Below are 15064 nucleotides of genomic sequence, written 5' to 3'. Positions count from 1 at the left end.
GCCTATGACGCCTTGACCGCCGCCACGGTGCCGCTCAGGGTGAGAAGGGACCGCTTGCCGTCCTTCAGTACGCCTACCAGCAGGGATTCGGCGACCTCGGCGCCCTTCACGGTTGTGGTGCGGGTGAACGCGGCCTGCTCCGACATCCCGCTCTCCGCGGGGGCGTCCAGCGCCTCGAAGCCCTTCTTGCCGAGCAGGCCGGCGACCTGCTCCATGACCGTCCCGGGCGCCTTCTTCGACGAGAGGTTGAGCGTGACCTGCACGGTCGCCGGCTTGGAGCCCTTGACCGGCTCGGCCGACGTCGCCAGCAGCTGGGCGCCCTCCGGCATGGGCAGCAGCCCGGACGGGAAGCCCGGGGCGTAGTCGCCCACGACGGTCGCGGCGTCGAAGCTGGGCAGGACCTCGGGGGAGGGACTGGGGCTGGGGGAGGCGGATCCCCCGGCGCCCGGCGTCGTGCCGGGGGCCGCGGCCGTGGCGGCACCCGTGGCCGTCTCCTCGACCTGGCGGGCGTTGCCGAACTCCTCGCCGATGTCCTCGGCGGTGGCGAGCGGGTCGCAGGCGGTCAGCAGCAGGGCCGTCGCGGTCGCGAGGACGACGACGCCGGCGGCGGTCGCGTCGCGTCGCGCGCGGGGTGCCCGGGAGGCTCCGGAGAAATTCGGCACGCGGATACGGTAGCCCGTGGTACCGCCGTCACGGGAACAGGCTGGTCCGACGCTTACCACAAGGGCCTGGCGGGCAGAATTGTCGACAGGCGCACCGCGGGAAACCCGGCGGCCCGCGGGCGGCCGGATTCTGATGGTCGTCATGGACATCAACGCCACCACAGTTCGCGTGCGAGGCCCGCAGGACCTCCTTGCCTTCATCCCCTTCCGCCTCGGCTACCAGCCGTCCGAGTGCGTCGTCGTGGTCAGCGTGCGCGGCAGGCGCGAGATCGTCGGGCTCGTGGCCCGGCTGGAGCTCGACGCCTACGACGGGCGCTGCCCCGACGGGCGGCCGGCCGCCGGCGCCGCCGCGGAATCGCTCGCCCGGGTCGTGGCGACGGACGGGGCGGACCGCGTCGTCGTGGTCGGGTACACCCGGGGCGAGCTACCCGGCGCCATCGCACCGGGCACGCGCCTGCGGCGCGCGGTCGAGGCGACGGCCGCGCGGATCGAGACGGAACTGCCCGGAACCGAGGCCTGGGTCGTCACGCCGGGCGGCTACCGCGCGCTCGACTGCTCCGACCCGCTGTGCTGCCCCGCCACGGGCCGCCCGGCCGACGACCTCGCCCACAGCCGGACCGCGGCCTCCATGGTGCTCGCGGGCCGCTCCGTCGCCCCCAGCCGCGACGCACGCCTCCGGATCCCGCTCGCGCCCGAGCAGGCCCGCCGCTCGGCCGCCCGGGCCGCCACCAGGTGGGCCCGGGCCCGGACCACCACCCCGGACTGGGCGGACCGGTCCCTCGATGCCTGGCGCACCGCGGTGCGCCGCACGGGTGCGGCCGAGCCGGGCGAGCCCGCCGAGATCTCGCCGGCCCTCTACGGGAAGCTCGCCGCGGCGCTCGCCCACCGGCCCCTGCGCGACGCCGTGCTGCTCTGGCTCACCACCGAGGACGGCGACACCGTGCTGCGCACCGCCCGCGGCACCCCCGACGCGGAGACCGACGCCGCCGCGTCCCGCGCGATGTCCCGGATCGTCGACCCGGCCGGCGCGACCCGGCCGGACCAGGACCGGGTCGGGCCCGCCGTGCACGTGCTGGAGGCGGTCGCCGCGCACGTCCCGCGCAGCCGGCAGGTCGCGCCGCTCACCCTGCTCGGCGTCGTGGCCTGGTGGAGCGGCGACGGCGCGATGGCGTCCGGCAGGCTCGACGCGGCGCTCGCGGTGGACGACGGGTACACCCTGGCGAATCTCGTCGTCAGCGCCCTGACCGCCGGGCTGCCGCCCGGCTGGGTACGGCGGGAGACGGCGGAGCTCAGGCGCGAGGAGCGCGCCGCGGCGGAACTGGGGACGGCATGAGGGGTTCTCGCGGCGCGCGGGCGTCCGGTGAGCCCCGGGCCGGGCCGCGGCCATGCCGGGCGGCGCCGGGGCGATCTGCCCGGAGACGTGGGACACGGCCTGACCGAGGGCTGGGTTTCCGGTAGTTTCGGTAACCATGACGATCGTCGTGGGCAATCTGGCCACCCCCGAGGGACGGGCTGCGCTGGATGCCGCCGTGACCGAGGCCGAGCAGCGCCGGGCGACGCTTGTCGTCGTCGCGGGGCCGGGCGAGCCGGGTCAGGACACCGCCGGCCTGACCGAACGGCTGGCCGCCGCGGGCGTGGCGGTCCGGCTCGACCCGGGAACGGGCGACCTCGCCGACGACCTCGTCCGCACGGCCCTGGAGACGGGCGCCGACCTGGTCGTGATCGGCCTGCGCCGCCGCGGCCCCGTCGGCAAGCTCATCCTGGGCGCGGGCGCCCAGCGCATCCTCATCGAGGCCCCCTGCCCGGTCCTGGCCGTCAAGGTCTGACCCAGCCGGTCCCCGCGGTCTGACCCAGCCGGTCCCCGCGGTCTGACCCGGCTGGTTCGCGGGGTCTGACCGGGCTGGTTCGCGGGGTCTGACCGGGCTGGTTCGCGGGGTCTGACCGGGCTGGTTCGCGGGGTCTGACCGGGCCGTCCACGCGGTCTGACCCGGCCGGTTCACGAGAGTTCGGCCTCCACCGCCCGGATCGCGATCCGGGCGACCTCCCGGAGCCGCCCGGCGTCGGCCCCGTCGCGAGCCTGCTGGGACATTCCCTGGATGCAGGCACCCACGAACCGGGCGATGGCCGTCGCGTCGGCGGCCGGCCGGGCGGTCCCGGCGTCGATCTCGGCCTGGATCCGCTTCCGGATCCCGGTCACCGGGTCGTTGCGGATCGCGGCCAGGCGCTCGCCGACGTGCCGGTTGGCCTCGCCCACGGTCACGGTCGCCGTGAGCACCAGGCAGCCGCCCGGCGCCGGGCCGCGCGGATAGGTCTCGGCGGCGGCCAGCAGCAGCCGCCGGATCAGGGGGAGCGCGGAGTCCTCCTGCTCGAAGGCGTCGGCGGTGAACGCGCCGTGCGTCTCCTGGTAGCGCTCGACCACGCGGAAGAACAACTCCTCCTTGCTGCCGAACGCCTTGTACAGGCTCGGCGGGTTGATGCCCATCGCCGCGGTGAGGGCCGCCACCGACGTGGCCTCGTAGCCGTGCTCCCAGAACTGGAGCGTGGCAGCCTCCAGCGCCTCGTCGACGTCGAACCGCCGTCCCTGACCCCGTGCTCCGCTCACGTGCCCCAGCCTAGCGTCTCAATATATGAACTCACTGTATCGATCGCTACACGTTTGCCCGTAGCGTGCGGCCATGACCTCACAGCGCATCGCAGTCATCACCGGAGGCGGCCGCGGGATCGGCCGCGCCGTCACGGAACGTCTCGCCGGCGACGGGTTCGACGTCGCGATCCACTATGGCGCGGACGCCGCGGCCGCCAGGGAATCCGCGGCAGCGGCGGAGGCGCACGGGCGCGCGGCGGTCACCTTCGCGGCGGACCTCGCCGCATCCGATGCCGCCGGGACGTTCTGGCGCGCCTACGACGAGGCGGCGGTGGCCGCCGGCTGGGACCCCGCCCGCATCGACGTCCTCGTCAACAACGCGGGCGTGACCCTGCGCGGCGGCATCGAGGAGCTGGCTCCCGGGGACTTCGACCGCCAGCACGCGATCAACGTCCGCGCGCCCTACTTCGTCACGCGCGACGCGCTGCCCCGGCTCGGGCGCGGCGGCCGGGTCATCGGCATCTCGTCCGGCGTGACCAGGATCGCCACGCCGGAGATCCTCGCCTACAGCATGACCAAGGGCGCCGTCGACATCCTGACGCGGACGCTCGCCGCCCAGCTCGGCCCGCGCGGCATCACGGTGAACGCGGTGGCCCCCGGCGTCGTCGAGACGGACATGACCACCGCCTGGCTGAGCTCCGACGACGTGGTCCGCCGGGAGATCTCGGCCGCCGCGGCGCTGAACCGGATCGGCGAGACCAGCGACGTCGCGAACGTCGTCGCCTTCCTGGCGTCCCCGGACGCGGGCTGGGTCACGGGCCAGGTCCTCGACGCCACGGGAGGCGCCCGCCTCTGAGGGGCGAGGGGGTGCGGGCGCTCGGCCGCCGGCCGGCCGGGCGCCCGGCCGTCGCCCCGGCCGCGCGCGAGCCGGGCTTCGGGGGCGACCTGCGGCGCTCCGGGAATCTTCCCGGTGTGCCGGTCGTTGAACAGGATCTACCTCGAAGAAACAGATGTGAGGACCCGGAAAGCCCCGCGTTGAGCGGGTTTCGCCTGTGCGGGGCTGTGAGATGAGCCCGCGAATTTTCACTGACGACCCGTTCGGCCGGGCGTGCAAGGGTGCCAACGGTACAATATCCCTTGTTCGTTGCCGATCGAGACGAGGTCCAGTGCAGGCCCCGGCAGCGGAACCACCGGATCCTCGACGACGCCGAAAGGTCGGTTTGTGGCGCCCACTTCCGTCAATGCCCAGGACACAGCCCCCGAGCGCGCTCCCGCGCGTGATCTCCCCCGTGAGTTCGAGCATCCCGCCCTGAAGGAGTTGCTGACCGTCGGTGTGGCTGCCGGCAGGGTCGATGCCGAGAACTTCCGCACCGCCTGCGAGGCCGCCAAGGTGGCCGACGCCAAGCGGCTGAAGGCCGTGCTGCGCGCCCTTGCCGGATCGGGGATCGACGTCGGCCTGCCGGCCACCGCCACCGTCGCGGCGGCGGCCAGTCGCTCGAGTGCGGTCGCGGCGCAGGCGAGCGTCGAGGAGGGCGCCGCGGCGTCGTCGTCGGACACGAAGACGACCACCCGCCGCGCCACGCCGGCCGCGCGGAAGACCGCCGCGGCCAAGACGACCACGCGCCGCACGACGGCCGTGCGGACGACGGCCGGGGAGGCCGAGCCCGAGGCGCCGGAGTCCGGCGCCGAGGCGGACGCCGAGAAGCCGGCGCGGAAGACCACCGCGCGGAAGGCCCCGGCCAAGAAGGCCCCCGCGAAGACCGCCGCGGCCCCGGCTGCGGCGAAGACCACCACGTCCCGCCGGCGCAAGACCGCCGACGACGCGCCGGTGCTCGAGGAGAACGACCTGTCCGACCTCTCGGCGAGCCTGGAGGAGGACGACGCGCCGTCGTCCAAGCGGCGCAAGGGCGCCGAGGCGGAGGAGAAGGGCGGCTTCGTCGTCTCCGACACCGACGACGAGGACCAGCCGGCGCAGCAGGTCGTCACCGCCGGGGCCACCGCGGACCCGGTCAAGGACTACCTGAAGCAGATCGGTAAGGTCGCGCTGCTGAACGCGGAGCAGGAGGTCGAGCTCGCCAAGCGGATCGAGGCCGGCCTGTTCGCCGAGGAGCGCCTGGCCAGCACCGACTTCGACCGCGCCGACAAGAACGCGCGCCGCATGGAACGCGACCTCAAGTGGATCGCGCACGACGGCAAGCGCGCCAAGAACCACCTGCTCGAGGCCAACCTGCGGCTGGTCGTCTCGCTGGCCAAGCGCTACACGGGCCGCGGCATGCTCTTCCTGGACCTGATCCAGGAGGGCAACCTGGGCCTCATCCGCGCGGTCGAGAAGTTCGACTACACCAAGGGCTACAAGTTCTCCACGTACGCCACCTGGTGGATCCGGCAGGCCATCACCCGTGCCATGGCGGACCAGGCCCGCACCATCCGCATCCCGGTGCACATGGTCGAGGTCATCAACAAGCTCGCCCGCGTACAGCGCCAGATGCTCCAGGACCTGGGCCGCGAGCCCACCCCGGAGGAGCTGGCCAAGGAACTGGACATGACCCCCGAGAAGGTGGTCGAGGTCCAGAAGTACGGCCGCGAGCCGATCTCCCTGGCCACGCCCCTGGGCGAGGACGGCGACAGCGAGTTCGGTGACCTCATCGAGGACTCCGAGGCCGTGGTCCCGGCCGACGCGGTGTCGTTCACGCTGCTCCAGGAGCAGCTGCACCAGGTGCTGGACACCCTCAGCGAGCGTGAGGCGGGCGTCGTCTCGATGCGCTTCGGCCTTCAGGACGGCCAGCCCAAGACGCTGGACGAGATCGGCAAGGTCTACGGCGTGACGCGCGAGCGCATCCGCCAGATCGAGTCCAAGACGATGTCGAAGCTGCGGCACCCGTCGCGCTCGCAGGTCCTGAGGGACTACCTGGACTGATCGGCCCGGATCTCGACCGGCCGGGCGCGCCGTGCGAACGGCGCGCCCGGCTTCGAGACGTCCATGGTTCTCCTCCATTTCCTTCCCGCGCTCCGGCGCGGTGATGTGGAAGCTTGGGAGCGTGTCCACAACGACTCCTCCCGCGGCCGCGGTTCTCTCCCCGGCCCCCGCCCGCGCGGTGCGCACCGCGGCGCTGCTGCTCGCGGCGCTGCTCGCGCTCGCCTCCTGGATCGTCCCGGCCGAGGCCGCGACCTACACGCTGACCGCCTCGGGCAGTTCCACGACGACGGCGTCGTCGCCGCGCACCCTGTCGGTCACCTACAAGAACGGGACCCGGCCCGTCACGGGCGCCTCGGTGAAGCTGCAGCAGAAGAAGGACGGCGAGTGGCTGACCGTCCGGACGGTGACGACGAGCAGCACCGGCAAGGCGACGACGTCGGTCAACCCGACGACGACGCGGAACTACCGGTTCACGACCTCCCGGGCCACGAGCAACACGATCACGGTCAAGGTCGTGCCGGGTTCCTGGACCCTGACGGGCTCCGGTTCCGGGCACGGCGTCGGGATGGCGCAGTGGGGCGCCTACCAGCTGTCGCGCTCGGGCTACAGCGCGTCGCAGATTCTCGGCTACTACTACGCCGGGACGACGACGAGCACCGCGAACAACCCTCGGACCAGCCTGAAGGTCCAGATCCTGCGCGGATCGTCGAGCACGGCGAGATCCACGGTCAGCCTCAGCGAGGGCTCGTGGCGGCTGCTCGACGGGTCCGGGGCCACGATTACCTCGGCGGGGCCGGGGCGGACGGCGGTGCTCGGTGTCAGCGGGTCGTCGGTCACCGTGAAGGTCATGCAGGGCAGCACCGTCGTGCGCCCGACGACGGCGTACGACGCGCTGACCGTGGAATGGACCGGGACCACGTACTGGTCCGGCACGGCGGGCACCGTGTCGGTCTCCGGCGCCCCGGGCACCTACCGGCACGGCCGCCTGCACGCGACGAGCATCGGCGGGCGGCTCAACGTCGTCAACGAGGTGATCATCAACACCGAGTACCTGTACGGGATCGACGAGATGCCGTCGGGCTGGGGCGCGAGCTCCAACAACGGCACCGCGGCCCTGCAGGCCCAGGTGATCGCGGCCCGCACCTACGCGCTGCGGGCCAAGACGGCCGGCCTCGACGCGAGCTGCGACTGCCACGTCTACGACGACACCCGCAGCCAGAACTACGTCGGCTGGCGCAAGGAGGGCGGCGAACTGGGCGACCTCTGGAAGGCCGCCGTGGACGCGACCGTGCAGGACGCCACGTCCACGGTGAGCGTGCTGCGCGACCCGTCCGCCGGGTTCGCCGAGACGCCCTACTTCGCCAGCTCGGGTCGGGTGACCTCGACGCTGCGGGGGACCGCCGACAACGAGGACGTGTGGCCGGTCGCGGCGCTGTCCTACCTGCGGCACCAGCCGGACACCTACTCCCTGGCGGCGCCGGGCAACCCCTACGCGGCCTGGACGGACAGCCTCACGCAGTCGCAGGCGCAGAGCATCTCGGGCCTGAACTGGGTGCGGTCGCTCGCCGTGAGCGCCTGGTACCCCAGCGGTCAGGTCAAGACGATCAAGGCGACGTCGGACACCGGGAGCATCCGCTACGTGACCCGGACCGCCGAGAGCTGGCGGACCACGCCCGGGGTCAAGGGCGGCTGGATCTCGGCCGTGGCCCCGCGGAAGTGAACGCGGGACGGTGATGCCCGGCGCGGCGGCCCCGGCCGGCGCGCCGGGCACGCGGAACGGCCGGTCCCCGGGAGGGAACCGGCCGTTCGTGTGCGGCGCGGACGCCGGAAGTCGGAGGGAGCCGGGATCAGTTCTGCGGCTGGCCGTGCTCGGCGAGGAGCCGGTCGGTCTCGTCCTGGATGTGGGTAGCGACGTCGGCGTAGGCGGGCTGGTGCGCGCGGGCGTGGTGGCCGCAGAAAAGCAGTTCGCCCGCGGGAAGGACGACTCGCACGTAGGCCTGGGCCCCGCAGCGGTCGCAACGGTCGGCGGCGGTGAGCTGTTCGGTGGTCATGGTCGTCACGCCCCTATCCAACCATCGGATCCCACGGTCCCTTCCCCTGCGGGCCCCGCGTTCGCCGCGAGCATAGCGGTGTGCGTCACATCCGAGGAAACCCCGCAGGCGGAATTCCGCCACGGGATGAATTGCCGTCACGCCGGGAAATGCCGTCCGCTATGCGTCTTGGCATCTGTCCCGTGTGGCTCCGACGTGCGTGTCGGTCACCTCGTCTACGCTGTGCGCGTGACCCAGACCGCCCGTCCTGAGAAGGAATCCAGCTACACCGCCCGGCATCTCTCCGTCCTGGAGGGGCTCGAGGCGGTCCGCAAGCGACCCGGCATGTACATCGGCACCACCGATTCGCGTGGGCTCATGCACTGCCTGTGGGAGATCATCGACAACTCCGTCGACGAGGCGCTGGGTGGTCACGCCACGCGGATCGATGTGGTGCTGCACGCGGATTCCTCGGTCACGGTGTCCGACGACGGCCGCGGGATCCCGGTCGACGTCGAGCCGAAGACGGGCCTGACCGGCGTCGAGGTCGTCTACACCAAGCTGCACGCGGGCGGGAAGTTCGGCGGCGGGTCGTACGCCGCCTCGGGCGGCCTGCACGGCGTCGGCGCCTCGGTGGTCAACGCGCTGAGCTCGCGGCTCGACGTCGAGGTGGACCGCGGCGGGAAGACCTACCGGATGACCTTCCACCGCGGCGAGCCGGGCACCTTCGGCGACCCGGCCGCGGGCCCCTCGCCGGACGCGCCCTTCGCGCCGTTCACCGACCACTCCGAGCTCGCCGTCACCGGCACGGTCAAGCGCGGCGTCACGGGCACGCGCGTGCGCTACTGGGCGGACCGGCAGATCTTCCTCAAGACCGCCACGTTCAGCTACGACGAGCTGGTCACCCGGGCCCGGCAGACGAGCTTCCTCGTGCCGGGCCTCGAGCTGCGCATCCGCGACGAGCGCGGCGTGCCCGGCACGCCGGGGGAGGCCGGCCCGCACGAGGAGGTCTTCAAGCACGACGGCGGCGTCGTCGACTTCGTCGAGCACCTCGCCCCGGACGCACCGGTCACGGCGATCTGGCGGCTGCAGGGTTCGGGCACGTTCTCCGAGACGGTGCCCGTGCTCGACGAGAGGGGCCACATGTCGCCCCAGAAGGTCCAGCGGGACTGCGAGGTCGACGTCGCGCTGCGCTGGGGCACCGGCTACGAGACCGAGGTGCGCTCCTTCGTCAACATCATCTCCACCCCCAAGGGCGGCACCCACCTGGCCGGCTTCGAGCAGGGCCTGCTCAAGGTGATCCGCAAGGGCGTGGAGACCAACGCCCGCAGGCTCAAGGTCTCCGCCAAGGACAACGGCGAGCGCATCGAGAAGGACGACGTCCTGGCGGGGCTCACCGCCGTGGTCACCGTGCGCCTGGCCGAACCGCAGTTCGAGGGCCAGACGAAGGAGGTGCTGGGCACCGCCCCGGTGCGCCAGATCGTCTCCCGCGTGATCGAGGACCAGGTCCACGCCCAGCTCACCGCCACCAGCCGGGACGGCAAGACGCAGGCGGCGCTGCTGCTCGAGAAGATCGTCGCCGAGATGCGCGCCCGCATCACCGCGCGCAAGCAGAAGGAGATCAGCCGCCGCAAGAACGCGCTGGAGACCTCCTCCCTGCCCGCCAAGCTCGCCGACTGCCGCAGCGACGACGTCAACAAGTCCGAGCTGTTCATCGTCGAGGGCGACTCGGCCCTCGGCACCGCGAAGCTCGCGCGCTCCAGCGACTACCAGGCCCTCCTGCCGATCCGCGGCAAGATCCTCAACGTCCAGAAGGCGTCCGTCAGCGACATGCTGCGCAACGCCGAGTGCGCCGCGATCATCCAGGTCATCGGCGCGGGCTCCGGGCGCTCCTTCGACCTGGAGGCCGCCCGCTACGGCAAGATCGTGCTGATGACCGACGCCGACGTCGACGGCGCCCACATCCGCACCCTGCTGCTGACCCTGTTCTACCGCTACATGAAGCCGCTCATCGAGGCCGGGCGCGTGTACGCGGCCGTCCCGCCGCTGCACCGCATCGAGGTGCTGGGCAGCGGGCGGCGCAAGGGCGAGTACATCTACACCTACTCCGAGGCCGAGCTGCAGAGCACCCTGCGCGGCCTCGACAAGGCCGGGCGCCGCTACAAGGACGACATCCAGCGTTACAAGGGCCTCGGCGAGATGGACGCGGACCAGCTCGCGGAGACCACCATGAGCCCCGCCCACCGCACGCTGCGCCGCGTCCGCGCGGAGGACGCCGAGGCCGCCGAGCGCGTCTTCGAGCTCCTCATGGGATCCGACGTCGCCCCGCGCAAGAAGTTCATCGTCGACGGCGCCGCGGAACTCGACCGGGAGCGCATCGATGCGTGAGCTCCGGCGCGAGACGGGCGTGCGGCGTCGTCGTCCCTGTTCCTACGATGCTTCCGTGACCACAGAACGCACCACCGTCCGAACCCTCCAGATCCTCGCGACCGCCGCCGCGGTCGCGCTCCTCGCCGCGTGCGGGCCGAGCGGCACCGAGGCCGGCCCCTCGGCGGACGCCTCCGCGTCGGCCGGCGTGTCGGCCTCCGCGTCGGCCTCCGCGGAAGCGCCCGCTCCGGGCGGGCTCACCGCCGCCTGCACGGAGAAGGAGGACTTCACCTACGAGGGTGCGCAGGGCGAGACCGCCCTGGACCTCCTGCTGGAGGAGGACTCGACGGCCGAGGTGTCCGGCAAGGGCAAGGACGCGTACGTCACCGGGATCTGCGGCTACACCGCCTCCGAGAAGGAGCAGGAGTTCTGGGCCCTCTACGTCGACGGCGAGATGGCGCAGGTCGGCGCCGGCTCCCTGGAGACCGAGGACGGCCAGGAGATCACCTGGAAGCTGGAGACCTACTGATGCGCCGCGCGCCCGGGTCCGGAGCCGGCGGTGACCGCACCCGCGGTCGCCGCAGCGGCGCCCCCGCTGCCGGTGACCTCGCGGCCGGCACCTCGGCCGGCAGTGACCTGACCGCCCGCGACCTCACCGTCGCCGAGCTCGCCCGCCGCTGGTGGCGGCCGGCGCTCGCGGTGCTCGTCGTGGCGGTGGCGGTGGTGTGGCGGCTGGTCCGCCAGGACCTGGGCGCGCCGCCCAACCTCGAGCTGATCACGGCCGCGACGTTCTTCGCGGCCGTGCTGCTGCGGCACCGGGCCGCGGTGCTGGTGCCGTTCGCCGCCGCCGCCGTGAGCGACGCGCTGCTCGGCAACACGACGATCCTGCTGTTCACCTGGTCGGCGTGGGCCGTGATCGGGCTGGGCGCGCTGCTGGTCCGCCGCACCGCGGGCTGGACGAGGCTGGGCGCGGCGTTCGGGCTGGGCGTCGGCGGCTCGGTGTGGTTCTTCCTCTGGACGAACCTCGGGGTGTGGCTGCAGTCGCGCGGCACCTTCTACGCCCCCGGCCTGGACGGCCTGCTGGACAGCTACGTCATGGGCCTGCCCTTCTTCCGCACGATGCTGCTGGGGAACCTCGTGCTGGTGCCGCTCGCGGCGGGGGCGGTCGCCCTCGTGGAGCGGGCGGAGCGCGCCGCCGGGCTCGTCCCGCGGGAGGCCTGACCGGCTGCACGGCCCGAGCGGCTGCGCGGCCCGACCGGCTGCGCAGCCGGCCGGGCCGCATGGTGTCACCGGCCGCTCGGTCGTTCGCCCCACGGCCTGACCGGCCGCTCTGCTAGTCAGGCTCAACGTTTTCCATAACGGTTAGCACCGCTTCTCGCGCGTCCCACCTCTTGACGGCTGGTTCTTCATCGATGCACTCTTGATTCCGGCGATGCGGGAAACCGGTTCCTGACATCGCCGGGCTCCGAGGTCCAGCAACCCGTCCCCGACGTCGTCGGGCACGCGCCGCTGGAGGCAGTTCCCCACACACTCGCGCACGCGCGCCGACGACGCCGTGCGTGCGCGACCGATCATGGAGGCGATCGATGAAGATCTCCGGCGTCATGAAGAAGGTACGGCTGCGGGTCGCCGTCGCCGTCGGAGCGGTCCTCGCCCTCGCCGGCGCGGGGCTGGCGGCGGTCCCGGCCGGTGCGGCCACCCCCGATACCGGCGCGTGGTACGTGCTGGTCAACCGCCAGAGCGGCAAGGCGATGGAAGTGGCCGACTGGTCCACCGCCGACGGCGGGATCGTCCAGCAGTGGGACCGCAACGACGGCGCCTGGCAGCAGTGGCGCTTCGTCGACTCCGGCGGCGGCTACTACCGCCTGCAGAACCGGCACTCGGGCAAGGTGCTGGACCTGTGGGAGTGGAGCCTCGCCGACGGCGGCCAGTTCCGTCAGTACACGGACCTCAACGGCTACAACCAGCAGTTCCGGCCGGCCGACTCCGAGGGCGGCCGCGTCCGCCTGATCAACCGGCACAGCGGCAAGGCCGTCACGGTGACGGACCGCTCCACGGCGAACGGCGCCACGGTCACGCAGCTCACGGACGGCAACCAGTACAACCAGCAGTGGGAGCTCGTGCAGATCGGCAGCGGCGGGGGCGGCGGCAGCACGTCCGGGCTCGCGGGCTGGGCCACCCAGAACGGCGGCACCACGGGCGGCGGTTCGGCGTCGACCACCACGGTCACGTCCTCGTCGGCGCTGGCGAGCGCGGTGTCCGGCACGACGGCCCGCGTGGTGAAGGTGTCCGGCACGATCTCCTGCTCCGGGATGATCGGCGTCGGCAGCAACAAGACCATCACCGGTGCGGGCGGCGGCGCCATCAGCGGGTGCGGCCTGAACGTGAGCGGCGCCAGGAACGTCATCATCCAGGACCTGTACTTCAACGGCTGGAACGACGACGCCGTGAACATCCAGGAGTCCACGAACGTGTGGGTCGACCACAACACGTTCGGCACCGGCTACGACGGCTCGCTCGACACCAAGCGCGGCTCGGACTACGTCACGCTCTCCTGGAACCGGTTCAACGGCCAGGACAAGAACTCGCTGGTCGGCCACTCGGACGACAACGGCTCGCAGGACCGGGGCCACCTGCGCGTGACCTACCACCACAACTGGTTCAACGGCACCAACCAGCGCAACCCCCGGGTCCGGTTCGGCAACCCGGTGCACGTGTACAACAACCTGTACTCCAACGTGGGCAGCTACGGCGTCGCCTCGACGCAGGAGGCGGGCGTGCTGGTGGAGGGCAACTACTTCGAGAACACCGAGGACCCGTTCCACCTGGGGGAGGGCTCGTCGTCGGCGGGCTCCCTCGTGGCGCGGAACAACCACTTCGTGAACTCGGGCAGCGGCCAGGCCGGCGGCTCGGTCAACTCGATCCCGTACTCCTACACGCTTGACACGGCCTCCTCGGTCAAGTCGATCGTCCAGGCGGGCGCGGGCCGCCGCTGACGCGGGGCGCGAGGCAGGGCGCACGTCGAGCAGGGCCTCCGGTCGCGGAAGATCCGCGGCCGGAGGCCCTGCTTCGTGCGCGGGAGCCCTGCCTCGCACCTGAGAAGCCCCGCCTCGCGGAGCCGCGAGGATCTTGCCACTATTTACTGACTCATGGTAAATAAGAGGCCGAGACGGCAGCGCCGCCGTCTCGTGTCCTCGACGTGGAGGTCCGTCATGTCCCAGAACTTGTCCGCGCGCCGGCTCCGGCTGCGCGCCGTCGCGCTCGCCTCGATGGTGGCCCTGGCGGTCCCGCTCGCTCCGGCCGCGGCGTCGTCGTCGGACCCGGACCCCAGCCCCGGGCTGCTCGCCGACACCGGTTCGGCCGCCGTGACCGGCGACGACGGGAACCTGCTTCCCGGGACGATCTTCCCCGTCCCGCCGGACGACTTCTACGACCCGCCCGCCGGGCTCGGCGACGGCGCGAACGGCGAGCTGATCAAGGTGCGGGAGCAGCCCGCCGGCTGGGACGCCCGCACCTGGATGGTGATGTACCACTCCACCAACGCCACGGGCGAGGACATCCCGGTGACGGGACGCGTCGTCGTGCCGCACCAGGCGTGGACGGGCGAGGGCCCGCGGCCGATCGTGACGGTCGGGTCGGGCACGCGGGGGGTCGGCGACGACTGCGCGCCGTCGCGCTGGCTCGACTACGAGCGCCCGTTCGTCGAGCCGCTGCTGCTCAAGGGCTACGCCGTGGTGATCACCGACTACGAGGGGCTCGGCACGCCCGGCACGCACACCTACATGGTGGGGCAGTCGCAGGGCCGCACCGTGCTCGACATGGTCCGCGCCGCCACCAACCTCACCGCGTCGGGCCTGCGTGCGGGCGGCAAGGTCGCGATCATCGGGTACTCGCAGGGCGGCGCCTCGGCCGCGTGGGCGGGGGAGCTGTGGGCGAGCTACGCCCCGGAGCTCGACGTCGTCGGCGTCGCCGCCGGCGGCGTCCCCGCCGACCTGACGGCCGTCTCCGAGGACCTCGACGGCCGGATCGGGTTCGGCCTGCTGCTGCTGGCGGCGTTCGGGTACGACGCCGCCTACCCGGAGCTCGACCTGGACGGCTACCTCAACGACAAGGGCAGGGCGATGTACGCCGAGCAGCAGGACGCGTGCGTCGACGCGGCCCTGGCGTTCGCGCTCCAGGACCTCGACGTCTACACCGACGAGGACCCGCGCTACACCGCGGCCTGGCAGGCGCGGTTCACCGAGAACCAGCCGGGGAAGAACCCGCCGCGCGTCCCGGTGTTCCTCTACCACGGGCTCGTCGACGAGATCGTCCCGGCACGTCAGGCCGCGGCCTACCGGGACACGGTGTGCGCGGCGGGTGCCGACGTGCGCTGGCAGTGGCACCTGGGGGAGCACGTCTCGACGATGGTGACGGCCGCGCCGGCCGTGGTCGCGTTCGTCGACAACCGGTTCAAGGGGCGGACGTTCTACCCGACCTGCTGATCGCGGCCGGACGGGCGTGG

At 72.6% G+C, this 15064-nt stretch carries 13 protein-coding genes; 10 read left to right on the top strand and 3 right to left on the bottom strand.

From position 1 onward, the window contains the following. Positions 1–2: 2 nt before the first annotated feature. Positions 3–662 (bottom strand): hypothetical protein, encoded by a 660-nt coding sequence (locus ABD208_RS12815; protein ID WP_344103402.1) that lies wholly within the window; start codon positions 660–662, stop codon positions 3–5. 142 nt (positions 663–804) lie between these two features. Between ABD208_RS12815 and ABD208_RS12810 the strand changes: the two genes are divergently transcribed. Next, on the top strand, positions 805–1995 hold the full coding sequence (locus ABD208_RS12810) for a DUF4192 domain-containing protein (RefSeq protein ID WP_344103399.1): 1191 nt from the start codon (positions 805–807) through the stop codon (positions 1993–1995). Between the two features lie 136 nt (positions 1996–2131). Continuing rightward, positions 2132–2488, top strand: a complete 357-nt coding sequence (locus ABD208_RS12805; protein WP_344103395.1) for a universal stress protein — start codon at positions 2132–2134, stop codon at positions 2486–2488. Between the two features lie 170 nt (positions 2489–2658). Here the strand turns inward: ABD208_RS12805 and ABD208_RS12800 are convergent, their stop codons facing one another. Continuing rightward, positions 2659–3264 carry a TetR/AcrR family transcriptional regulator gene (locus ABD208_RS12800; protein ID WP_344103392.1) on the bottom strand — a complete coding sequence of 202 codons (606 nt, stop codon included), beginning with the start codon at positions 3262–3264 and terminating at the stop codon, positions 2659–2661. A gap of 73 nt (positions 3265–3337) precedes the next feature. On the opposite strand from ABD208_RS12800, the gene ABD208_RS12795 reads away from it, so the two are divergent. From ABD208_RS12795 to ABD208_RS12785, 3 genes are all read left to right on the top strand, one after another. Beyond that, entirely contained in the window at positions 3338–4102 is a 765-nt protein-coding gene (locus ABD208_RS12795; RefSeq protein WP_344103389.1) for an SDR family oxidoreductase, read from the top strand. Between the two features lie 366 nt (positions 4103–4468). Beyond that, entirely contained in the window at positions 4469–6163 is a 1695-nt protein-coding gene (locus ABD208_RS12790; RefSeq protein WP_344103387.1) for an RNA polymerase sigma factor, read from the top strand. Positions 6164–6284: 121 nt separating this feature from the next. Next, entirely contained in the window at positions 6285–7883 is a 1599-nt protein-coding gene (locus ABD208_RS12785; RefSeq protein ID WP_344103385.1) for a SpoIID/LytB domain-containing protein, read from the top strand. Between the two features lie 127 nt (positions 7884–8010). Here the strand turns inward: ABD208_RS12785 and ABD208_RS12780 are convergent, their stop codons facing one another. After that, positions 8011–8214, bottom strand: a complete 204-nt coding sequence (locus ABD208_RS12780; protein WP_344104148.1) for a DUF7455 domain-containing protein — start codon at positions 8212–8214, stop codon at positions 8011–8013. Between the two features lie 228 nt (positions 8215–8442). Here ABD208_RS12780 and ABD208_RS12775 point away from each other — a divergent pair, with 228 nt between their 5' ends. The 5 genes from ABD208_RS12775 to ABD208_RS12755 all read left to right on the top strand — a co-directional run bounded on the left by ABD208_RS12775 (position 8443) and on the right by ABD208_RS12755 (position 15044). Further along, a complete protein-coding gene (locus tag ABD208_RS12775) occupies positions 8443–10581 on the top strand; it encodes a DNA gyrase/topoisomerase IV subunit B (RefSeq protein WP_344103383.1) in 2139 nt (712 codons plus the stop codon). A 55-nt stretch (positions 10582–10636) separates the two neighbouring features. Then, positions 10637–11089: a DUF4430 domain-containing protein gene (locus tag ABD208_RS12770; protein WP_344103381.1), complete on the top strand. Its 453-nt coding sequence runs from the start codon at positions 10637–10639 to the stop codon at positions 11087–11089. After that, the gene (locus ABD208_RS12765; protein WP_344103379.1) at positions 11089–11781 is read left to right on the top strand and encodes a DUF6580 family putative transport protein; all 693 of its coding nucleotides are present in this window, start codon (positions 11089–11091) and stop codon (positions 11779–11781) included. Before ABD208_RS12770 ends, ABD208_RS12765 begins: the two co-directional genes overlap by 1 nt. Positions 11782–12146: 365 nt before the next feature. Further along, positions 12147–13556 (top strand): pectate lyase family protein, encoded by a 1410-nt coding sequence (locus tag ABD208_RS12760; RefSeq protein WP_344103377.1) that lies wholly within the window; start codon positions 12147–12149, stop codon positions 13554–13556. A gap of 216 nt (positions 13557–13772) precedes the next feature. Continuing rightward, the gene (locus ABD208_RS12755) at positions 13773–15044 is read left to right on the top strand and encodes a lipase family protein (protein ID WP_344103375.1); all 1272 of its coding nucleotides are present in this window, start codon (positions 13773–13775) and stop codon (positions 15042–15044) included. The last annotated feature ends 20 nt before the right edge of the window (positions 15045–15064 follow it).

This window comes from Myceligenerans crystallogenes, assembly GCF_039529775.1.
In the GTDB taxonomy this organism is placed as follows: domain Bacteria; phylum Actinomycetota; class Actinomycetes; order Actinomycetales; family Cellulomonadaceae; genus Myceligenerans; species Myceligenerans crystallogenes.
This window is presented reverse-complemented; position numbering and strand designations above follow the sequence as displayed.